Below are 22,334 nucleotides of genomic sequence, written 5' to 3'. Positions count from 1 at the left end.
CGACGCCACCGGCGCCTCAGTCGCCGTCACTGCCGCCGTCAGTGTCGTAATCGCCGTCGCGGCGGCCGGAATCGGCGCCTTCGAGGTCGGGCTCATGGCGCTGGTCCACCCGGGGCAAGGCATCGCCGGCGCCCGACGACGTATCCACCGCCAGCCAGCCGCGGTAGTGCACCAGTTCGCCCGCCAGCGGCAGCGCGGCAGCCACCTCGAAGCAGTAGCGGCCGGCGTTTTCGTACTCGCGCGCATAGACGCCGCGGAACCAGCGCGCCGGCAGCGGCAGGCCCAGCGCGCTGACCTTCTGCACGCGCCAGCACAGGGCGCCCTCCTCCACGCTCAGGGCAAAGGCGAAGGTGACCAGGCCCAGCCGCTCGCACAGGCGGCCGGCCTTGCGCCACAGGCGCGACTGCATGGGATAGCCGCCGAAATCGCGGCGCCAGCGCTCGCCCTCGGGTGCGGCGGCGATTTCCACCGCCAGCGGCGCCGCGCTCATGGCCGGCGGCAGGTTGGTGGCGAAGCCGCACAGGCGCGCCAGCGGATTGCGGTTGCGCCGGATATCCACTTCGCCCTGGTAGCGGTGCGTGCCGCCGGCCAGGTGCAGGGTCTGCACGGTCAGCGGCAGGCGGGAGAACTCCCGGCCCAGCAGCCGCGGGAACGTCAGCCGCGACGCGCGCACCCGTGCCGCCAGTGCGCGGTCCGCGGTGCCGTTGCCGGCGTAATCAATGTCGCGCGATTCGCGCCAGATCAGGCTGACGAAACGCCCGGTCGGCCGCGCACGCCGGTGCGAGTAGAAGCGCTCATCGGTAAAGGTATCGAAACCGCCGCCGCTGACCGAATGCACGCCGGCCGCCCGCAGACGCTGCCGCGCCAGCTCGTACAGGTCGCACAGCCAATGGCCGGGACGGGTTTCGGTGAAGGCGGCCGCCGCATGCGGATGCGCGCTGAGGAAGGCCGCGCGCACGTCCTCGCCGACCTCGTAGCTGGCCGCGGCGATGGCCGGGCCCAGCCAGACCCGCAGCTGTGCCGGCGGCGCGCTGAAGCGCGCCAGGGTGGCCTCGATCACGCCGGCCGCCAGGCCGCGCCAGCCCGCATGCACGGCGGCGATCTCAGTGCCGTCGCCGCTGCAGATCAGCAGCGGCAGGCAGTCGGCGGTCTGCACCGCGCAGACGATGCCGGAGTCGCGGCTGTAGGACGCATCGGCGACCGGGTCGGCATGCGGGTCGCGGCCGGCCACGCCGGGCGCGGCGGCGTCGAACACGTCCACGCCATGGACCTGGCGCAGCCAGACGGGCTCGGACGGGAGATCCAGCCCGCGCCGCAGCACGGCGCGGTTGGCGGCGACGTTTTCCAGTTCATCGCCGCAGCGGGCGCCCAGATTGCCGGCCTCGAAGGGCGAAGGCGATACCCCGGGCAGCCAGCGCGTGCTGACCGCGGCGCGCACGCCGGGCGGCAGTTCCCAGTCCGGGATCACGACGCCGGGCACCGCCGTGCTGCTGTCCCGGCCCGCCGGCATGGCCTAGCGCCGCCTCGCGTTGTCGGCTTCGCCATTGACCTTGGTATCGGCGCGCAGCGCCAGCACAAGGCCGGCCAGGTCGGCCGGCCGCTCGGCTTCGACGGCGACGGTCTTGCCGCCGACCGGATGGGCGAATTCCAGCCGCTCCGCGTGCAGGGCCTGGCGCTTGAAGGCGCGCAGCACCTCGGTGAGTTCCGGCGTCGCCGCCTTGGGCAGGCGCAGGCCGCCGCCGTACAGGGTGTCGCCGACCAGCGGGTGGCGGATATGCGCCATATGCACGCGAATCTGGTGGGTGCGGCCGGTTTCCAGGTTGCACTGCACCAGGGTATGGGCGCGGAAGCGTTCGCGCACCCGGTAGTGAGTCACCGCCGGGCGGCCGGCGGGTTCGTCGACGATGGCCTGCTTGACCCGGTCCTTGGGATGGCGGCCTATGGGCGCGTCCACCGAGCCGCCGGAGATCATCGGCCCCATCACCAGGGCCTCGTACTGGCGGTGCATGGCGCGCTCGGACAGCTGTTCCACCAGCGAGGTATGCGCGCGCAGGCTGCGCGCGACCACCATCAGGCCGGAGGTGTCCTTGTCCAGGCGATGCACGATGCCGGCGCGGGGGATCTCCACCAGGCCCGGATCGTAGTGCAGCAGGGCGTTCTGCAAGGTGCCGGCCGGGTTGCCGGCGCCGGGGTGGACGACCAGGCCCACCGGCTTGTTGATGACCAGGACGTCGGCGTCCTCGTAGCGGATGTCCAGGGCGATGGCCTCGGGCGCCATGGGCACTTCCTGCGCCGCCACGGCGACCAGGCTGACCTGTTCGCCGCCCTTGACCAGCTGCCGCGGCGCGACCTGGGCGCCGTCGAGCAGGGCGTCGCCGGACTTGATCCAGCCGGTCAGGCGGGAGCGGGAATAGTCCGGAAACAGTTCGGCCAGCACCTGGTCGAAACGTCGGCCGGCATACTGGAAGGGGATTTCCACGGTCAGGGTTGAGCTGGCTTCATTCATGCGGGATTTGGCCTGGCCGGGGCGAGGCTGGATTCTTTGGGCTATGATCGCGGCCCGCATTTTCGCAGAGCGTGGCCGTACCATGCGAGTTTCCCTGCTGATCCGCCTGATTTTCCTTGCCGCCCTGCTGGCCCTGGGCGCCTGTACCCGCGGGGGCAAGAAGAACAATCCGGTCGAGACCCTTCCGGTGGATCAGGTCTATGCCATCGGCAAGGAGGCCCTGCAGCGCAACAACCTGGCCCGCGCCACCAAGACCTACGAGCGCCTGATCGCGCGCTTCCCGTTCGGCCCCTATACCGAGCAGGCCCAGCTGGAACTGGCCTATGCCCAGTACAAGGACCACAAGCAGGAAGAGGCCTATTCCTCGGTCAACCGCTTCATCAAGACCTACCCCACCCACAAGCACATCGACTACGCCTTCTACCTGCGCGGCCTGATCAACTTCGGCCGCTCCGACGGCCTGCTCGAACGCTATTTGAGCCGCGACGAGACCAAGCGCGACCAGGCCTACGCCCTGCAGTCGTTCGAGGACTTCGGCGAGCTGGTCAAGCGCTACCCGGAAAGCCGCTACGTCAACGACGCGCGCCAGCGCATGATCTACCTGCGCAACAACATGGCCCAGGCCGAGATCGGCGTTGCCCTGTTCTACCTGCGCCACAAGGCCTACGTGGCCGCGGCCAACCGCGCCGAGAAAGTGGTCGAGAACTACCAGCGCACGCCCCAGGCCGGCGACGCCCTGGCGGTGATGACCGAAGCCTATGCCCGCCTGGGCCAGGAAAAGCTCAGCAGCGACGCGCGCCGCGTGCTGGAACTGAACTACCCCGAACACCCCTATCTCAAGGGCGAGTACCCGCCCAAGCGCAGCACCTGGAAGCGCCTGGTGCCGTTCACCGACCGCGGCTGATCCGCACGCGAAGCGCCCCGGAAGCCCGGCGCAGGCGATAAACTCCGCCTGCGTAGTGTTCCGGGGATGCAGGCTTCCCCGCCTGGCCGCCGCTGACGGGGAATAGGCATGAGTCAGATCACGCTGTTGCTGGAGCAGGCTCACGGCGGCGACGAAGCCGCCTGGCAACAGGTCGTCGCCCTGCTCTACGACGACCTGCTGCGCCTGGCGCGCTGCGCCAATACCTCGGGCAAGGCCAATACCCTCAACGCCACCGCGCTGGTGCACGAGTGCTACCTGCGCATCGCCGGCAGCGGCGGCGAGAACGGCATCGGCAACCGCTCGCACTTCCTCGCCCTGGCCGGGCGCGCCATGCGCCAGATCCTGGTCAACCACGCCCGCGACCGCATGGCGGCCAAGCGCGGCGGCGGCGCCGAACACACCACGCTGGACCAGCACGACCTCGCCGCCGACCGCGAGGCCGAGGAACTGCTGGGCGTGGAATCCGTGCTGGAACAATTGGGCAAGGAGGACGAGCGCCTGGTGCGCGTGGTCGACTGCCGCATCTTCGGCGGCCTGACCGAAGTGGAGACCGCCGAAGCCCTGCGCATCCCGCTGCGCTCGGTACAGCGGCTGTGGGCCCAGGCGCGGGAGCGTCTGCAGAACCTGCTGGTGGCGTGACGCCGCCATGTCCGGCCTGATCGAGCGCATGTTCGAACCAGGCCGGCTGCTGCAGGGTGCGCTGGTGCGCAGCCTGCTGCATTCGGCCGGCCTGGCCGAACTGCAGCCCGGCGCCACGCTGGGGCCGTTCCGCATCGTGCGCGAGATCGCCCGCGGCGGCATGGGCATCGTCTATCTGGCCTGCCGCGCCGACGGCGAGTACGAGCAGGACGTCGCCATCAAATGGCTGCCCCAGGGCCGTCTGGACACGGCCGCGCTGCAGCTGTTCCGGCACGAGCGCCAGATCCTCGCCGGCCTGCGCCATCCGCATATCGCGCGCCTGCTCGACGGCGGCCACGGCGAGGACGGCCATCTCTGGTTCGCGATGGAGCATGTGGAAGGCGAAGCCGTGGATCGCCACGCGGCCGCGCACGGCCTGGGCTGGCGCGAATGCGTGCAGCTGCTGCTGCCGGTGGTCGATGCGGTGCAGTTCGCCCACGGCCGCCTGCTGCTGCACCGGGACATCAAGCCGGACAATGTGCGCGTGGACGCCGACGGCCGCGCCAAGCTGCTGGATTTCGGCATCGCCACGCTGCTGTCGGATACCGACGCCCGGCGCGCCTTCACGCCGGGCTATGCCAGCCCGGAACAACTGGCCGGCGCCGTGCCCCAGGTGGCGTCCGACGTCTGGCAGCTGGGCCGGCTGCTGCACGAAGTTCTGGCGGCGGGACGCGGGCCGGCGCCGCGCGATCTGGGCGCGATCGTGGCCAAGGCCATGGCCGACGACCCGGCCCGGCGCTACGCCACCGCCTCGGCATTGCAGGCCGACCTGCGCCGGCTGCTGGCCTACCAGCCGGTGGGCGCGCGGCCGCCCAGCCTGCTGCATCGCGCGCATCTGCTGCTGCAGGCCTATCCGCTGGGATCGCTCGCCGCCGGCCTGGCGCTGACGGCGTTCTTCGCCGTGATCGCCGGCTTCATGCTCAAGCTCGCGCGCCAGCGCGACGCGGCCGAGCAGGCGCGCGAAGTGGCCCAGGCGGTGAACCGCTTCATCAACGAGGATTTCCTGCCCGGCGCCGACCCGCTGCAGCACGGCAGCGGCGACATCCGCGTGGCCGAGCTGATGGCCGGCGCGCTGGAAAAGGTCGAGCAGCGCCTGTCCGGCATGCCCGAGGTCGCCGGCGAGATCGACCTCAGCCTGGGCCGCTCCCTGGCCGGCCTGGGCCGCTACGAACTGGCCGAGATCGCCCTGGGCCGCGCCATCGCGCGCCTGGGCGAAGCGCGCGGCAGCGGCCATGCCAGCGTGCTGCAGGCGCGCCTGATCCAGAGCCAGGTGCGCATAGGCGCGCAGAACCTGGCGCACAACGAGAACGACCTGCGCGCGCTGCGCGCCGACGCCGCCGCCTCGCTGGGCGAGACGGCCGTGCTGGTCGCCGATATCGACAACCAGATCGCCCGCGCTGCCTTCCTGCGCGAGGAATTCATCCTGTGCGAGCAGCGCTTCCTCGCCCTGCTGCCGCGCACCGCGCAGATGCCGCCGGATTCCCGCGCCGACACCTACATGGGCCTAAGCCTGTGCGAATCGCGCCTGGGCCATTTCGCGCCGGCGCTGGAGCACGCGCAGCAGGCGCGCGACATCTACATCGCCGGGCGCGGCGCGGATCATCCGTTCACGCTGGAAACGCATATCGCCATCGAGACCGCCCTGGTCGGCCTGGGCCGCTACGACGAGGCCGTGACCCTGCTGCGCGAATTGCAGCAGCAGCTCAGCCTGCGCTACGGCGCCCATCATCCGACCACGCTGACGGTGACTCACGATCTGGGCTTTGCGCTGAGCTGCGCCGGCCGCGCCGAAGGCGTGGAATGGCTGCGCCTGGCCGCGGCGAGCCGGGCGCAGATAATGGGCGAGGAACATCCCTGGCATGCGATGAGCCTGGCCGTGCTCGGCATGGCCCTGCTGCGCCAGGGCGATACGGCTGGCGCCGCGCAGGCGCTGGACCGGGCCGACGCCATCCTGCAGGCGCCCGGCGCGGCGACGCCGTTCGTACAGGCCATCGTGCTGGAAAACCGCGCCGACCTGGCCCTGGCGCAGCAGCGCTACGCCGCCGCGATCGAGCTGTTCGACGCCGCGATCGCCGCGGCCGAGCCGCTGTACGCGCCGCAGCACCAGCGCCTGACCATATTGCAGCTGGGCCGCGGCCTGGCCCTGAGCCTGGCCGGCCGTACCCAGGGACAGGCCCTGCTCGCCGCCGCCCTGGACCGCCTCGGCGACAGCCCGGACTGCCGCGCCAACCAGATCGAGCAGGCGCGCCGGCTGCTGGCCGGCGCGCCGTGACGGCAATTTCCGGACAAATCACAAAAGCGACAAATCCAGGATGACGCCGGCCGGATTCCCAAGGGACCCCTCCCTCTATCCGGCCGGCGCACCCGTTGCCCGGCCTCAGCGGTTCATGCGCAAGGTGTGGGTCCAGCTGTGGTCGTAGGCGGCCGACACGGTCCAGTTGTAGTTGGACCAGGTATAGCCCTCGCCCGGCCAGGGGTTCATATAGGCCACGCGCTGGGTGCCGCTGCGGTCGTCGTAGCCGTAGCCGACGATGAAGTGGCCGCCGCCGCTGTACCAGCCGAAGCGCATCACGAAAGGCCGGTTGGCGTTGACGTCGTTGACCACGGCGTTCCAGCTCAGCGCGTAGCCGTAGCCGGAACTGGACAGTCCCCAGTTCGACAGGATGGCCTGGATGCTGCCGCGCTGGCCGTACATTCCGTTGGGCGTGTTCGCGCCGGAGTTCCAGTTGAATACGCTGTTGCCGCAGGCGTCGTTGCGGCCGTAGGCCCAGTTGACCACCCCGCACTGGCTGGGATTGGAGCCGTACCAGCGCAGCACGTCGACCGCGACTGCGGCCCAGCACCAGTTGCTGTGTTCCTGGGTGACAAGGTTCACGTTGAGATAACGGTACCCGGCGGAGCTGCTGGCGCTGGCGGCGAGCAGGGCGGCGAGCACGGCATGACGGAGAATGGCTTTCATGGAGGCTCCCGGCTTCAGCGTTCGACGTTGCGCGCGACGGCATCGCGCAGTTCAGGCAGCAGTTCGGCTTCGGCCATCAGGCCATCGCCCACCCGTGCCTTGAGCAGCAGCGCTTCGCGCGCCGCCCGCAGCGGTGCGAAGCGCGCGGCCTTGTCGCCGCTGCGCACTTCGATGAAATCCGCCGTGGCCTGGGGCAGGCGCAGATAGCGCAGCTGGGTCCCGCGCGCCTGGGATTGCACGATCGCATCCATTTCCTGCACCAGCCCGGCGCCGCCGAAGGACACCGCCTGCCACTGGTCACCCTCCTGCACCAGGGTGACCAGGCCGATGGGACGGCCCCCGCGCAGCACCGCGAAGCGCCAGGTGCCGGTGGCCCGCGCCGCGGCGCTGAGGCCGCTGCCGGCGGCCAGGCTGTTGGCGTCCACGTCGTAGACCTGAAAACCGTAGCCCAGGCTGGCATCGGCCAGCTCGGCCACATCGCCGACCTGCAGCGGGAAGCCCGGCGGCAGGCTGCCGGCCTCGCCGCGGAACTGCGCCGCGAACTGGCGCAGCGCGGCGGCCGCGCTGCTGCGCGCCGGGGTTTCCACGCGCGCCGCGGGGGCGGCGAAATCCGCCTCGGCCAGCGGTACCGCCGCCTGGGCGGTGCAGGCCATGCCGGCCAGCAGGGCCAGCCCTGCCGGAATCAGAAATCTGCTTTTCATGTTCACTCCTACGTTGCACTGGATGGACGCGGCCGGCCGCGGGCCGAAGCCCGGCAGCTGCCGCACGCAGGACGCCCCCGCTCCCCGGATGGCACTCCCCAGTCGCTAAGAACACGGTTTCGCGGCGAATCCCGCCAAAGGGCCGGGAGTGGGGACGGGGGATTGGGGATGGGATGCAGGAACGGCGGCTGCGCGGGGTCGCGGGCGCAGCTATGCTTGCGGGTCCGCCTGTAGGAAACCGGCAATGTCCGATGCCAACCTCATCCTGCTCGCCGACATAGGCGGCACCAACCTGCGCTTCGCCCTGTGCGAATCGGCCGAGGTGCCGCTGCGTGCCGGCAGCGTCCGCCGCTATCGCGCGGCCGAGCACTCGTCGCTGGGGGAAGCCGCGGCGAAGTATCTGGATGAGGTCGGCGCCCGCCCGCCGCAGGCGGTGTTTGCGATTGCCGGCCGGGTCGATGCAGGCGAGGTGCGGCTGACCAACCTGCCCTGGAGCGTTTCGGCCGCGACGGTGGCCTCACAGCTGGGCATGGACTCGGTGCGCGTGGTCAACGATTTCGCCGCGCAGAGCCGCAGCCTGCCGCTGCTGCGCGGCGAGGATCTGGAAATCCTGGGCACGCCGCCTGCGCCGGAACTCGACGGCCGCCGCGACCGCTGCGTCGCTGTGGTCGGGCCCGGCACCGGCCTGGGCGTGGGCGCGCTGCTGCTGCGCGGCGGCCGCGCCATCGTGCTGGAGACCGAAGGCGGCCATCTCAGCTTCGCCCCGGGCACGGACGAGGAAATCGCCATCTTCAACGAGCTGCGCCGCGACTACGGCCGCGTCTCCAATGAGCGCGTGATCTGCGGCAGCGGCCTGGTCAATCTCTACGGCGCGATCTGCGCCCTGGCCGGCGCCCCGCGGCGCGCGGATACGCCCGAGCGGGTGATGCAGGCCGCGACCGATGCCAGCGACGCCCAGGCCGTGCGCGCGGTGGACCTGTTCGGCGAAATCCTCGGCGCCATCGCCGGCGACCTGGTGCTGGCCTACGGCGCCTGGGACGGCGTATTCCTCGCCGGCGGCCTGCTCGATCCGCTGCTGCCCACCCTGCGCCGCGGCGGCTTCCGCCCGCGCTTTGACGCCAAGGGCCGCTTCACGCCGACCATGAAACAGATTCCCACCGTCGCCGTGCGCCATCCCAATCCGGGCCTGCTCGGCGCCGCCGGCATCGCCCTGGACCAGCGCGACGGCGGTTGAGACCGCGCCTCAGCGCCAGCCCGACGTGATCGGATAGCGCCGCTCGCGCCCGAACGCCCGGCGCGACACCTTCGGCCCCGGCGCGGACTGGTGCCGCTTCCACTCGCTGATGCGCACCAGGCGCAGTACGCGGTCCACCGTGGCCGCGTCGAAGCCGGCGCGGACGATCTCGTCGCGCGACTGCTCCTGGTCGACGTGGCGCAGCAGGATGGCGTCGAGCACGTCGTAGGGCGGCAGCGAATCCTGGTCGGTCTGGTTCTCGCGCAGCTCCGCCGAAGGCGGCCGCGTAATCACCTCGTTGGGAATCACCGGCGCACCGGCGATAGCGTTGCGCCAGCGCGCCAGCGCAAAAACTTCGGTCTTGTACAGATCCTTGATCGGCGCGTAGCCGCCGCACATGTCGCCGTAGATGGTGGCGTAGCCGACGGCGTATTCGCTCTTGTTGCCGGTGGTCAGCACCAGGCCGCCGAACTTGTTCGCCAGCGCCATCAGGATGGCGCCGCGGCTGCGCGATTGCAGGTTTTCCTCGGTCGTGTCCACGGCCGAGCCGGCGAAATGCGGCGCCAGCGCGTCGAGGAAGCCGCGGAACGGGGCCTCTATCGGCACTTCGATGATCTTCACGCCCAGCACGCGCGCCTGTTCGTCGGCCAGGTCGTTGCTCAGGCCGGATGTGTAGCGCGAGGGCATGCGCACGCCGGTGACGTTCTGCGCGCCCAGCGCATCCACCGCGATGCACAGCACCAGGGCCGAGTCGATGCCGCCGGACAGGCCCAGCCAGACCCTGCTGAAACCGTTCTTGCGGCAGTAGTCGCGGGTGCCGCGCACGATCGCGCGCCAGGCCAGCGAATCGCGGCTTTCGTCGGCCTCGGCCGGCCAGCGGCGCGGGGCGAAGCGGCGCGTGGCGCTGTCGTAGTCGGCCAGCAGCCAGTGATCCTCGAACGCGACCGCGGCGGCATGGATATGGCCGTCGCCGTCGGCCAGCACCGAGGCGCCGTCGAACACCAGCGCGTCCTGGCCGCCGACCACGTTGAGATAGGCCAGGCCTACGCGCGCCTCGGCGACGCGCGCGGCCAGCAGGGCGTCGCGCTGGGCGTGCTTGTCGCGCTCGAACGGCGAGGCATTGGGCACCAGCACCAGCTCGGCGCCGGCCTGTACGCTGGCCGCCAGCGGCTCGCTGAACCACAGGTCCTCGCAGATGATGAGGCCGACCTGCACGCCGTCGACCGCGACCACGCAGGGCTCGCCGTCGGGATCGGTCTCGAAATAGCGGCGCTCGTCGAACACCGCGTAGTTGGGCAGCTCGCGCTTGCGGTAGGTGCGTTCCACCGCGCCGTCGCGCAGCACGCTGGCCGCGTTGTAGACCACCGCACCGGCCGATTCGGGCCAGCCGACCACGGCGACGATGCCGCTGACCTGGGCGGCGATGCGCTGTATCGCCGCCTGGCATTCGGCCAGGAAACCGGGACGGTAGAGCAAGTCCTCCGGCGGATAGCCGCTGAGGGCCAGTTCGGGAAACAGCACCAGCCCGGCGCCGTGTACGTCGCGCGCCTCGGCGATCAGTTCGAGTATGCGTTTTTCGTTCTGCAGTACCGCGCCTACCGGAAAATCGAACTGGGCGAGAGCAAGACGTAGGGCGGCCATGGCATCGCGGCGTACGGACAGGAGGGCCGCATCATAGCCCAGCCGCCCCGCCGCCACGTTCGGGTCCGCGCCGCGCCACTGCGTAACAGAAGGCCGACGCAATCTTGCGCAGCCATCCGCAGGTGTTCCTGATGTCTTTCGCCAACCCGATCGCGCGGCTCTGCGCACTGGCCGGCCTGCTCGCCGCGGGTGCCGGCCACGCCGAACTGTTCACCGTCGGCGCAGCCGACGATCAGTACGGCTGCACCCATACCAGCATCGCCGCCGCGCTGCAGTCGGCCCAGCTCAACGGCCCGGGGCTGGACATCATCATCGTCACCAACGGCGCCGCCTATACCGGCCAGGCCTTGCGCATTGCCAGCCAGTCGGTGGAGATCCGCGGCGGTTTCTCCACCTGCGGCCTGGGCGCGGACGAATTCCAGCCGTATGCGCTCATCAACGGCAATGGCACCGATCCGCTGCTGCGCATCGAACCGGCCACGGCCGGCGAATACGAAGTAACCCTGATTGATCTGCGCCTGAGCGGCGGCGGCAGCCCTTCCGTGGACGGCGGCGCGATCCAGCTCAGCCCGGGCACGCTGACCTACGTGACGCTGGAACTGATTCAGACCGAGCTGAGCGGCAACCGCGCCAACCGCGGCGGCGGCATTTACGCGCGGCGCGGTCCGGCGCCCGACGGCGACTACCGGGTGCTGCTGCGCAACGGCACGCGCATCCTCGGCAATACCGCGGCCGGCAGCGGCGGCGGGCTGAACATCAACGACAGCGCGCTGCATATCGAGTCCGACAACGTGCGCATAGCCAACAACACCGCCGGCGGCGCCGGCGGCGGCATCTACCTCAGCAACGGCACACTGCTGGTGGGCAATCCCGTCGCCATCCCGCCGCGCAACGACGTGAACGGCGCGTGGGTCGAAGGCAACAGCGCCGGTACGCTGGGCGGGGGCATCCTGCTGATCGGCAGTTCTGCGCTGATGGAGGCGCGCGAACTCATCGTCGACGGCAACAACGCACCGGCCGGCGGCGGCATCGCCGCCACCAACGGGGCGCGCCTGTCCCTGCTGCGCGACGCGCCGGCCGACCGCGCCTGGTATTGCCCGCCGGCGAAGGAATGTACCCGCCTCAGCAACAACCGCGCCGGCGACGGCGTCAGCACGGGCACGCGCGGCGGCGCGCTGGCCTTGTATAGCGGCGCCGTGGCTGAGCTGTCGCAGGCCATCGTGCGCGACAACCGGGCCCAGGACGCCGCGGCCGTACTGGTCGACGGTGCCTCGGTGCTGCGCACCGAGGGCGTGCTGTTCACCGGCAACCGCGCCGTCGACATCAGCGGCCAGGCCGGCGCGCTGATCCGTGCCAGCTATCAGCTGCCGTCGGCGCCGCCGGACCTGAGCCTGGCCTACACCACTTTTGTCGACAACCTGCGCCGCGGCACCGACAGCATCGAACGCGCCGCCATCGACCTGATCGGCCAGAGCGGCACCACCCTGGCGGTGTACAGCTCGGCCTTTCTCGATTCGCCCTACGGCTGGACCATGTACAGCGCCCACACCAGCGACTGCGCCGTGGTGCGCGACGGCGGCGGCCTGCCCGGCACCGGCACGCATACGCGCAGCTACACCGTGCCCGAAATCGTGAACAACAACCTGTTCCTGCGCCCGGGCGCGGCCAACGGCTGGCGCCCGCGCTTCAACTCGCCGCTGACCGACTTCTGCGACAGCTCGGCCTATGCCGCCCGCTACCGCGATCGCGACCTGCGCCCGCGCTGCCGCGACGAGGCCAAGCCCAACCGGTTCGGCACCTGCGACGCCGGCGCGTTCGAGAACGACCAGCTGTTTGCCGACGATTTCGCCGACGATCCGGCCGCGGGCTGAACCCCGGCGCGCAACGCCGCAGACGCAAAACGCAGAAAGGCCGCGGATCGCTCCGCGGCCTTTCCGTTTACAGCAATTGCGTTGGAATCAGCCGCCCAGACGCGCGGTTATCGCCTTGCCCAGGTCGGCCGGCGACTTGACCGTGGTCACGCCGGCCTTTTCCAGCGCGGCGAACTTGGCCGCCGCCGTACCCTTGCCGCCGGAGATGATGGCGCCCGCATGGCCCATGCGCTTGCCCGCCGGAGCGGAAGCGCCGGCGATGAAGGCGACGACGGGCTTGGTCACGTATTCGGCGATGAAATCGGCCGCTTCTTCCTCGGCGCTGCCGCCGATCTCGCCGACCATGATGATGCCTTCGGTCTGCGCGTCGTCCTGGAACAGCTTGAGGCAGTCGATGAAGTTCAGGCCGTTGATCGGATCGCCGCCGATGCCGATGCAGGTGGACTGGCCCAGGCCGGCGTTGGTGGTCTGGAACACGGCTTCATAGGTCAGCGTGCCCGAGCGCGACACGATGCCGACCTTGCCCGGCTTGTGGATGTGGCCCGGCATGATGCCGATCTTGCATTCGCCCGGGGTGATGACGCCAGGGCAGTTCGGGCCGATCAGCACGGCGTCCGGATAGCCCTTGAGCGCGTTCTTGACGCGCAGCATGTCCAGCACCGGAATGCCTTCGGTGATGGCCACGATGACCTTGATGCCGGCATCGGCCGCTTCGAGGATGGCGTCGGCCGCGAACGGCGGCGGCACGAAGATCATCGACGCATCGGCGCCGGTTTCATCGACCGCGTCCTGCACGGTGTTGAACACCGGCAGGCCGATGTGCTGGGTGCCGCCCTTGCCCGGTGTCACGCCGCCGACCAGGCGGGTGCCATAGTCCACGGCCTGTTCGGAGTGGAAGGTGCCCTGCTGGCCGGTGAAGCCCTGGCAGATGACCTTGGTGTTCTTGTTGATCAAAACGCTCATGGGTCGATTTCCTTACGCTACGGCCGCGACGGCTTTCTGGGCCGCATCGTTGAGATCGGTCGCCGGGGTGATCTTCAGGCCGCTGTTGGCCAGCAGCTCCCGGCCTTTTTCCACATTGGTGCCTTCCAGGCGCACCACCACCGGGATCTTGACGCCGACTTCCTTGACCGCGGCGATGATGCCCTCGGCGATCATGTCGCAACGCACGATGCCGCCGAAGATGTTGACCAGGATGGCCTGCACCTTGTCGGAGGAGAGGATCAGCTTGAACGCTTCGGACACGCGCTCCTTGGTGGCGCCGCCGCCCACGTCGAGGAAGTTGGCGGGCTCGCCGCCGGCGAGCTTGATCACGTCCATGGTCGCCATGGCCAGGCCGGCGCCGTTCACCATGCAGCCGATGTTGCCGTCCATGGTGACGTAGTTGAGGTTGTGCTTGACCGCGATGGCCTCGGCCGCGTCTTCCTGCGACTCGTCGCGCATGGCGGCGAGCCTGGGATGGCGGAATTCGGCGTTGTCGTCGGAATTGACCTTGCCGTCCAGCGCCATCAGGTCGCCGCTGCCGACGATGGCGAGCGGGTTGAGTTCGACCAGGGCCAGGTCCTGATCGTTGAACAGCTTGTACAGGCCCAGCATCATCTTGGTCAGCTGGTTGACGTGCTTGGCCGACAGGCCCAGGGCGAAGCCCAGCTTGCGGCACTGGTAGGGCTGCAGGCCCTGCACGTAGTTCACGTCGAGGGTCTGGATCGCGTCCGGGGTTTCCTCGGCGACCTTCTCGATCTCCACGCCGCCTTCGGAGGAGGCGATGAAGGTGACGGCCTTGGTCGAGCGGTCCACCAGCACCGACAGGTACAGCTCCTTGACGATGTCGTTGGCCTCGGAGACCAGCACCAGGTTCACCGGCAGGGCGCGGCCGGCGGACTGGTAGGTTTCCATGTTGCGGCCGAGCATGCCGGCGGCGGCGGCCTTGACCTCGTCCAGCGACTTGCAGAACTTGACGCCGCCGGCCTTGCCGCGGCCACCGGCGTGGATCTGGGCCTTGACCATCCACTGTTCGCCACCCAGCGCCTTGGCTGCCTCGACGGCGGCCTCCGGCGTGGCGGCGACCTTGCCGGCGGGCACGGCGATGCCGTACTCGGCAAACAGTTCTTTGGCCTGGTACTCGTGGAAGTTCATGCGAACACCTTGCGGGAAATGAAACGGATTGCTGGGCGAGGAAGCCGATGCCGGCGCGGCGCGCCGACGCGAGCTGGCTTCCCGGTTGCTGCGCGACCAGGGCGCGACCGCGCCCCGGCAGAATGGGCGCGTATTCTGGGCAAAGGGCGGGTCAAAGGAAAGTCTGGCGTACCCGACCTTGGGCTAGGCCGGCGCCGGACGGGCGCCCGCGCGGGCCGCGCGCCCTTGCCAATCCGGGCAAAACTGGCGACCCTGCCGCCCCATGGCAACCGTCGCAAGGCCGCGCAGCATCATTTCGGTGGGTTCGGCCAAGACCGGGGAGGCGACCCGGCGCGAACTCTATTTCTTCAACCTGTTCCGGGTGCTGCAGGCCTGCATCTACACCGGCCTGGCCTTCAGCCCGCTGGCGGTGACCTGGATAGACCTGCGCTTCCCGCTGCTGGGCCAGGTCAACGCCCTGCTGTTCCTGGCCTTCGCCACCATCCTGTTCCTGCGCACCAGCCAGATGCTGCGGCACGTGACCGGCATGGTCTCGCTGGCCCTGGTCTGCGACATCGTCGCCACGGTGCTGGCCATCGCCAGCATCAACGAGCCGCAGTCGGGCATCGCCATCCTGCTGATGTTCAACATCGGCGCCGGCGCGCTGCTGCTGCCGCCGCGCATTGCCGGCATGCTGGCCGTGTTCGGCGCCGCGGCGCTGGTGCTGGGTGTGAACATCGTGCGTTATTACGATGCGCACTATGAGATAGGTCCGCTGGAATCGCTGCTGTTCGGCACCGCCTATCTCGCCTCCTACGGCATGTTCACCGTGCTGGGCCGCCAGATGCGCGCCACCGAGGCCCTGGCCGAGCAGCGCGGCACCGACCTGGCCAACCTGTCCCAGGTCAATGACATGATCATCCGGCGCATGAAGACCGGCGTGCTCGTGGTCGACGACGCCAACCGCATCCACCAGATCAACGAATCGGCCTGGATGCTGATAGGCAGCCCCAAGCCCGACCTGCGCGACCTGGGCACCGTCGCGCCCGAACTCTCGCGCCGCCTGTACCACTGGCGCACCACGGGCAAGACCGAGAACCGCGCCGTAGCCCTGGCCGAGGATGTGCCCGAAGTGCTGCCGCGCTTCACCCGCCTGAGCCCGAACGAAACCACCAATGTGCTCATCTTCCTGGACGACACCTCGCTGGTGTCGCGCCGGGCCGAGGAACTGACCTTGAGTTCGCTGGGCCGGCTATCGGCCTCGATTGCGCACGAGATCCGCAACCCGCTGGCGGCGATCAGCTATTCGGCCCAGCTGCTGGCCGAATCCGAAGACCTGGTCGACGCCGACAAGCGCATGGTCGAGATCATCAACAACCACTGTGCCCGCGCCAACGACGTGGTCGAGAACATCCTGCAGCTGTCGCGGCGCGAGCGTTCGCGGCCCGAACTCGTGGACGTGAACGCCTGGGTCAACAATTTCGTCGAGGAATACAAGGCCAGCAACGACCTCGGCATGGACCTGCTGCGCGCGGTGACCCAGCCGCGCCTGATCGACGGCCTGTTCGATCCACAGCAGCTGCAGCAGGTGGTCTGGAACCTGGTGCAGAACGCGATCCGCTACGGCCGCCTGCCCGGCGAACCGGCCCGGGTCGCGGTGGTGGCGCGCATGATCGGCGAAAAGGGGCCGCCGGTGGTCGAAGTGGTGGACCGCGGCCCGGGCATACCGCCCAAGGTCGCCGCGCAGATCTTCGAACCCTTCTTCACCACGCACGAATACGGCACCGGGCTCGGCCTTTACCTGGCGCGCCAGCTGTGCGAGGCCAACCAGGCCGCGCTGGAATACGTGCCGGTGGCCGGCGGCGGCAGCTGTTTCCGCATCACGCTTGTGACGCAGATCGCAGCTCCGGCGGGGCGCGCTTGAGGGCCATGTCTTTACCCGCTAGGCCCTGCGCATTACCCTGCCGCCTCGGGGGCGGACGGCAGGCAGGATTGCATAGGCGATGAGTAGACAGACCGCTCTGGTGATCGACGACGAACGCGATATCCGCGAGTTGTTGACCATCACCCTGGGTCGCATGAACCTGGATGTGACCACCGCCGGCAGCGTGGCCGAGGCGCGCCTGCGGCTGGCCGAGCGCAAGTTCGACCTGTGCTTCACCGACATGCGCCTGCCCGACGGCTCCGGCCAGGAAATCATCGAGCTGGTCTCGCGCCAGTATCCCGAAACCCCGATCGCCATGATCACCGCCTACGGCAATGTCGACGCCGCCGTGGTCGCGCTCAAGGCCGGCGCCTTCGATTTCGTGTCCAAGCCGGTCGATCTGGCGATGCTGCGCCGCCTGGTGCAGACCGCGCTGAAACTGGGCGAGGAACGCCGCAGCGGCACCAGCCTGGTCGAAAGCAAGCTCATCGGCGATTCGCCGGCCATGGAACAGGTGCGCGCCACCATCGCCAAGCTCGCGCGCAGTCAGGCGCCGGTCTACATCAGCGGCGAATCCGGCGTGGGCAAGGAACTGGTCGCGCGCCAGATCCACGAACTGGGCCCGCGCGCCGGCGGCGCCTTCGTGCCGGTCAACTGCGGCGCGATTCCGTCGGAGCTGATGGAAAGCGAGTTCTTCGGCCACAAGAAAGGCAGCTTCACCGGCGCCCATGCGGACAAGGACGGCCTGTTCCAGGTAGCCCAGGGCGGCACCCTGTTCCTGGACGAAGTGGCCGAGCTGCCGCTGCACATGCAGGTCAAGCTGCTGCGCGTGATCCAGGAAAAATCCGTGCGTCCGATCGGCGGCCGCGGCGAGATCGCGGTGGACGTGCGCATCCTCTCGGCCACGCACAAGAATCTCGCCCGTCTGGTCGAGCTGGGCCAGTTCCGCCAGGACCTGTTCTACCGCGTCAACGTCATCGAGCTGCGCGTGCCGCCGCTGCGCGAACGCAAGGAAGACATACCCAAGCTGGTCGGCCGCGTGCTGGAACGGCTGGCCCGCGACAGCGGCGAGCCGCCGGCCAAGCTGCGCCCGGAGGCGCTCAAGGCCCTGCTCAGCTACAACTTCCCCGGCAATGTGCGCGAACTGGAAAATGTGCTGGAGCGCGCCGTGGCCCTGTGCGAGAACCGCAGCATCGACATCGACGACCTGCGCCTGCTGCCGGCCGCGCCGGCGGAAACCTACGACCGCAGCGCCATGGCCGAACGCACCGCCGGCGCCGCCGAATTCCCTGCCCATGCCCCGCCCGGCAACACCGCGCCCGCGGCATTCAACGCCACCGGCGAGATGGCGATACCGGCCGACCTGGCCGCCGCCGTGGCCGAGACCGAGCGCGCCGCGATCATGAAGGCGCTGGAATCCACGCGCTGGAACCGCACCGCCGCGGCCAAGCAGCTGGGCCTGACCCTGCGCCAGCTGCGCTACCGGCTGGAGCGTCTGGGCATCGAATAGGGACGCGGGTGTTGGCGCGTTGTTTGCTCTGCGCTGCGCACTGAATTCTTGACCGGAATGCCCCGATGTCGCGCTGGAAAGCCGCCGCCATTCACTCCCTTCTCAGCCTGCTGGCCGGCGGGCTCGTATTCGGCCTGTTGTTCGGCCTGTGGTTTCCGCCGCCGTATTTCCACGCCGCCGGCGCGGACAAGCTGGTGCTACTGCTGTTCGGCATAGACCTGACCCTGGGGCCGCTGCTCACGCTCATCATCTTCAAGTCCGGCAAGCGCGGGCTGAAATTCGATCTCACCGTGATCGCCGTTCTGCAGGCCGCGGCCCTGGTCTATGGCCTGCATGTGATCACCGGTACCCGGCCGGTGTTCCTGGTCGGCGCCATCGACCGTTTCAACCTGGTCAGCGCCAAGGACATCGAAGCGGCCGATCTGGCCGAGGCGCGCCATGCGCAGTTCCGCCGCCTCTCCTGGACCGGCGCGCTGCTGGTCGCAACCAAACGTCCCGACGATCCGGCCGAACGCACCAAGCTGCTGTTCTCCGGCCTGGAGGGCAAGGATCTGGAACGCCTGCCCAAATACTACGTTCCTTACGAAGAGGGGGTCCAGTCGCTGCTGGAACGCGCGCAGCCGTTGGACAAGCTGCGCCCCAAGGATGCCGACGTCGATGCCGAAGTGAACGCCTGGCTGGCGCGCAACGGCCGCAGCAGGGACGACGTCGTCTGGCTGCCCGTCATGGCGCGTAACGCCAGCCTGACCATGCTGATGGACAAACGCAGCGGCCAGCCGCTGGGCGCCCTCGACATCGATCCCTGGTAAGCCGCGACGGCTTCCGCCGTACGGTATCGGCCGCCGGACAAGCGTCGCCTGCATTGCGCAACTGCGGGCCTGTTCGCCTGACGGGTGCAAGCGGCTTCGCGTATCCTCACCGGACTTAACGGAGGATTCGACATGGCGGAAGGGGACGCAGGCGGTACGCGGCGCTGGTTCGGCACGGGTTTGCTCATCATCTTTGCGCTGTCGGGCTGCTCCGGCCTGATCTACCAGTCGATATGGTCGCAGTACCTCGGGCTCTATCTCGGCCATGCGGCCTATGCCCAGAGTCTGGTGCTGGCGATCTTCATGGGCGGCATGGCCATCGGCGCCTGGTGGGCCAGCCGCTACAGCCTGAAATGGGGCAACCTGCTGCGCGCCTACGCCCTGGTCGAACTGGTCATCGGCATCGCCGGCGCCCTGTTCCATCCGATATTCCTCGGCGTCACCGCCTTCGCCTATGACTCGGCCTTCCCCGCCATGCCCGGCGGCTGGGCCGTGCAAAGCTTCAAGTGGACCAGCGGCGCGCTGCTGATCCTGCCCCAGGCCATCCTGCTGGGCACCACCTTCCCGCTGATGAGCAACGGCCTGATGCGGCGCCTGGACGTGGGCAACGGTTCGGTCCTCGGCGGCCTGTATTTCACCAACAGCATAGGCGCGGCCTTCGGTGCGCTGTTCGCCACCTTCGTGCTGCTGCCCGCCATCGGCATGCCCGGCGCGATGCGCTTCGGCGCCATCCTCAACGTCGTCGTCGCGCTGATCGCGTTCCTGATGTCGCGCGAGGCCGAGACCGTCCCCGCCACCGCGGCATCCGGCGCCAGCACGCGCCGCCCGCCGGTCGAGCGCCTGCTGCTGCTCGCCGCCTTCATCACCGGCGCCACCTCCTTCGTCTACGAGATCGGCTGGATCCGCATGCTCAGCATGGCCTTCGGCGCCACGGTGCATGCGTTCGAGCTGATGCTCACCGCCTTCATCGGCGGCCTGGCCTTCGGCGGCCTGTACATCCGCAAGCGCGCCGATGGCTACGCCGACGCGGCGCGCGCCGGCGGCTGGGTGCAGGTGCTGATGGGCCTGGCCGCGCTGGCCAGCCTGATCCTCTACGACCATTCCTTCGAGTGGGTCGCGTGGTTCCTCAACGCGCTGGGACGCTCCTCGGCGTCCTACGACATGTACAACACCGTGACCGCCGTAATCGCCATGCTGATCATGGCGCCGGCGGCCTTCTTCGCCGGCATGACCCTGCCGCTGTTCACCCTGGCACTGCTGCGCGCCGGCGGCGGCGAGGCCAGCGTGGGCCGCATCTACGCCACCAACACCATCGGCGCCATCGTCGGTGTGTTCTGCGCCGTGCATCTGCTGATTCCGCTGCTCGGCCTCAAGTTGGCGATGATCATTGCCGCCGCAGGCGACTTGGTGCTGGGCGTCGTACTGCTGCGTCCGCGCGGCACGCCGTACAGCAGCCGCTCCTATGCCGCCTCGGCGGCAATCAGCCTCGTCGCCGTCGTCATCACCCTGGTCGCGGCGCGCTTCGATCCCGCGTCCATGGCATCGGGCGTCTACCGCCACGGCAATGCCAGCATCGTCAAGGCGGACCAGAACATCGACTATTACCGCGATGGCAAGACCGCCAGCATCGCGGTGTTCTCCTCCAAGGCAATGAGCACGCGCTCCATCGCCACCAACGGCAAGGTGGACGCGGGCATCCGCATGGACGACAGCGGCAAGCCTTCGGCTGACGAGATCACCATGGTGCTGGCCGGCGCCCTGCCGCTGCTGTATCACCCGCAGCCCAAGACGGCGGCCGTGATCGGCTTCGGCTCGGGCCTGTCCACTCACGCCCTGCTCGGTGATCCGCGCCTGGAACGGGTGGACACCATCGAGATCGAACCGGCCATGGTCGAAGGCGCGAAACTGTTCGGCTCGCACGTCAGGCGCGCCTACGAGGATCCGCGCTCGCACATCCACATCGAGGACGCCAAGACCTACTTCGCCGCCAACCAGCTGCATTACGACATCATCCTGTCGGAGCCGTCGAACCCGTGGATCTCCGGCGTATCCAGCCTGTTCAGCGAGGAGTTCTACAAGTTCGTCCCGCGCCATCTCAACAAGGACGGCCTGTTCGTACAGTGGGTGCAGATCTACGAGACCAACGACGAACTCGTCGGCACCATCATGCGCAGCCTGTCGGGCAGCTTCAGCGACTATCGCGTCTACCTCGCCAATGCCTCGGACATGCTGATTCTGGCTCGCGTCGAAGGCAGCTTCGGCAATGTGAACGAGGAAGCGCTCAAGTATCCGGAGCTGCAGGCCATCATGAAGCGCGTAGGCGTAGGCACCCTGGCCGACCTGCAGGCGCACCAGCTGGGCGACCGCAAATCCCTGGGCGCGCTGTTCGACTCGCTCTCGCGAAGGGTCAATTCGGACTTCTATCCGGTGCTGTCGCTGGACGCACCGCGGGCGCGCTTCATCAACCAGATGGCGTCGACGATCTACAACCTCCCGGGAGCGGACCTGCCTTACCGCGAAGTCATAGGCGGCCTGCCGGCCCCGCGCGCGGACCAGATCGAACTCAACCCAACCTACCATTACACCGCCCGCGTGCACCGCGCGTCGGCCATGGCCGACGCGCTGATCAACGACCAGCTCCTCAGCGGCAAGGTCGACGCGGGCGATACCGCACTGCTGGTCTACGTGCGGGAAATCGCGGGCCGCTGCGCGACGCCGGGCGATCTCCAGAGCGCTTATCTGCAGATCTTTTCCACCGCCATCGCCACCATTCCCTATCTTGAGGCCGAACACCGGCGCAGGTTGTGGGACAAGCCGGCCTGGATCACCTGCGACAACCAGGCTCCGGACGTGAAAGCGGCGCTGGACCTGGCCGCCGCCCTGGCCCGCGACGACTGGCCGCAACTGCAGCAGCAGGCATCGGCCCTGCTTTCCGGCGATCGCAAGCAGTTGCTGCCGCGGGTGCAGGATTGGCTGCTGCGCACGGCGATGCTCGCGGCCATCGGAAACAAGGATTTCAGCGGCGCCATCGAAATCGACGACAAGATCGGCAAGGATGTACCCACTTTCCCGGACACCTTGAACTACCTGCGCTACCTGCGCGTCCACGCAACCCTGGAAAACGCCCGCAAAGGGTAGAAGCCGGGCACTCTGCCATCTGCATTCAGGCCCCGCCCCGAGCGGGGCTTTTTCTTTGTCCCTGTGCCGATTTGTTTCAGCTGGCGCTCCGCTGGCCTGGCATTGAACTTGCGATGGCCGGATCGAACAGGTAGCGGACAAGTTTTCGGCCAGGAACGGCGCAGGAATGTCAGATTCTGACGCGCCTCGCCAGCTCTGCCTCCCGAAACGAGATCTATGTCGCAACCTGAACGGCCTGCCGGGACTCGGCGGCCGCAAATGGCCATGGCATGGAATATGCTCTGAACGCTCTGAGGTTTCGGCCCCCGTCTGGGGAACGGACA

General features: G+C 68.9%; 16 protein-coding genes. 9 read left to right on the top strand and 7 right to left on the bottom strand.

Annotated elements, in window-relative coordinates:
- Positions 1-16: 16 nt before the first annotated feature.
- Positions 17-1,510, bottom strand: coding sequence for a peptidoglycan editing factor PgeF (gene pgeF, locus NM961_RS24135; RefSeq protein WP_343231904.1), 1,494 nt, complete (start codon positions 1,508-1,510; stop codon positions 17-19).
- Between the two features lie 3 nt (positions 1,511-1,513).
- Positions 1,514-2,506: a 23S rRNA pseudouridine(1911/1915/1917) synthase RluD gene (rluD, locus tag NM961_RS06880; protein ID WP_255913180.1), complete on the bottom strand. Its 993-nt coding sequence runs from the start codon at positions 2,504-2,506 to the stop codon at positions 1,514-1,516.
- An 82-nt stretch (positions 2,507-2,588) separates the two neighbouring features.
- Between rluD and NM961_RS06875 the strand changes: the two genes are divergently transcribed.
- The 3 genes from NM961_RS06875 to NM961_RS06865 all read left to right on the top strand — a co-directional run bounded on the left by NM961_RS06875 (position 2,589) and on the right by NM961_RS06865 (position 6,381).
- Entirely contained in the window at positions 2,589-3,410 is an 822-nt protein-coding gene (locus NM961_RS06875; RefSeq protein ID WP_255913179.1) for an outer membrane protein assembly factor BamD, read from the top strand.
- Positions 3,411-3,518: 108 nt separating this feature from the next.
- On the top strand, positions 3,519-4,070 hold the full coding sequence (locus tag NM961_RS06870; RefSeq protein WP_255913178.1) for an ECF-type sigma factor: 552 nt from the start codon (positions 3,519-3,521) through the stop codon (positions 4,068-4,070).
- Between the two features lie 7 nt (positions 4,071-4,077).
- The gene (locus NM961_RS06865) at positions 4,078-6,381 is read left to right on the top strand and encodes a serine/threonine-protein kinase (RefSeq protein ID WP_255913177.1); all 2,304 of its coding nucleotides are present in this window, start codon (positions 4,078-4,080) and stop codon (positions 6,379-6,381) included.
- A 105-nt stretch (positions 6,382-6,486) separates the two neighbouring features.
- Here NM961_RS06865 and NM961_RS06860 read toward each other — a convergent pair whose 3' ends face one another.
- Together NM961_RS06860 and NM961_RS06855 are read right to left on the bottom strand one after the other, a co-directional pair.
- Positions 6,487-7,068: a C39 family peptidase gene (locus tag NM961_RS06860; RefSeq protein ID WP_255913176.1), complete on the bottom strand. Its 582-nt coding sequence runs from the start codon at positions 7,066-7,068 to the stop codon at positions 6,487-6,489.
- Between the two features lie 14 nt (positions 7,069-7,082).
- Positions 7,083-7,769, bottom strand: a complete 687-nt coding sequence (locus tag NM961_RS06855; RefSeq protein ID WP_255913175.1) for a hypothetical protein — start codon at positions 7,767-7,769, stop codon at positions 7,083-7,085.
- 244 nt (positions 7,770-8,013) lie between these two features.
- Between NM961_RS06855 and glk the strand changes: the two genes are divergently transcribed.
- Positions 8,014-9,003: a glucokinase gene (gene glk / locus NM961_RS06850; protein ID WP_255913174.1), complete on the top strand. Its 990-nt coding sequence runs from the start codon at positions 8,014-8,016 to the stop codon at positions 9,001-9,003.
- A gap of 9 nt (positions 9,004-9,012) precedes the next feature.
- Here the strand turns inward: glk and NM961_RS06845 are convergent, their stop codons facing one another.
- The gene (locus NM961_RS06845; protein ID WP_255913173.1) at positions 9,013-10,644 is read right to left on the bottom strand and encodes an NAD+ synthase; all 1,632 of its coding nucleotides are present in this window, start codon (positions 10,642-10,644) and stop codon (positions 9,013-9,015) included.
- A gap of 131 nt (positions 10,645-10,775) precedes the next feature.
- On the opposite strand from NM961_RS06845, the gene NM961_RS06840 reads away from it, so the two are divergent.
- A complete protein-coding gene (locus NM961_RS06840; protein ID WP_255913172.1) occupies positions 10,776-12,515 on the top strand; it encodes a right-handed parallel beta-helix repeat-containing protein in 1,740 nt (579 codons plus the stop codon).
- A gap of 87 nt (positions 12,516-12,602) precedes the next feature.
- Here NM961_RS06840 and sucD read toward each other — a convergent pair whose 3' ends face one another.
- Both sucD and sucC read right to left on the bottom strand, forming a co-directional pair.
- A complete protein-coding gene (gene sucD, locus NM961_RS06835; RefSeq protein WP_255913171.1) occupies positions 12,603-13,478 on the bottom strand; it encodes a succinate--CoA ligase subunit alpha in 876 nt (291 codons plus the stop codon).
- A 12-nt stretch (positions 13,479-13,490) separates the two neighbouring features.
- Positions 13,491-14,651 (bottom strand): ADP-forming succinate--CoA ligase subunit beta, encoded by a 1,161-nt coding sequence (sucC, locus tag NM961_RS06830; protein WP_255913170.1) that lies wholly within the window; start codon positions 14,649-14,651, stop codon positions 13,491-13,493.
- Positions 14,652-14,913: 262 nt separating this feature from the next.
- Between sucC and NM961_RS06825 the strand changes: the two genes are divergently transcribed.
- The 4 genes from NM961_RS06825 to NM961_RS06810 all read left to right on the top strand — a co-directional run bounded on the left by NM961_RS06825 (position 14,914) and on the right by NM961_RS06810 (position 22,011).
- Positions 14,914-16,554 (top strand): sensor histidine kinase, encoded by a 1,641-nt coding sequence (locus NM961_RS06825; RefSeq protein WP_255913169.1) that lies wholly within the window; start codon positions 14,914-14,916, stop codon positions 16,552-16,554.
- A gap of 79 nt (positions 16,555-16,633) precedes the next feature.
- Positions 16,634-18,064 carry a sigma-54-dependent transcriptional regulator gene (locus NM961_RS06820; RefSeq protein WP_255913168.1) on the top strand — a complete coding sequence of 477 codons (1,431 nt, stop codon included), beginning with the start codon at positions 16,634-16,636 and terminating at the stop codon, positions 18,062-18,064.
- Positions 18,065-18,129: 65 nt separating this feature from the next.
- Positions 18,130-18,873, top strand: coding sequence for a TfpX/TfpZ family type IV pilin accessory protein (tfpZ, locus tag NM961_RS06815; protein WP_255913167.1), 744 nt, complete (start codon positions 18,130-18,132; stop codon positions 18,871-18,873).
- A gap of 132 nt (positions 18,874-19,005) precedes the next feature.
- Positions 19,006-22,011, top strand: coding sequence for a spermine/spermidine synthase domain-containing protein (locus NM961_RS06810; RefSeq protein ID WP_255913166.1), 3,006 nt, complete (start codon positions 19,006-19,008; stop codon positions 22,009-22,011).
- Positions 22,012-22,334 lie beyond the last annotated feature (323 nt).

The sequence above is a fragment of the Tahibacter harae genome (assembly GCF_024437735.1).
Taxonomy (GTDB): Bacteria; Pseudomonadota; Gammaproteobacteria; order Xanthomonadales; family Rhodanobacteraceae; genus Tahibacter; species Tahibacter harae.
This window is presented reverse-complemented; position numbering and strand designations above follow the sequence as displayed.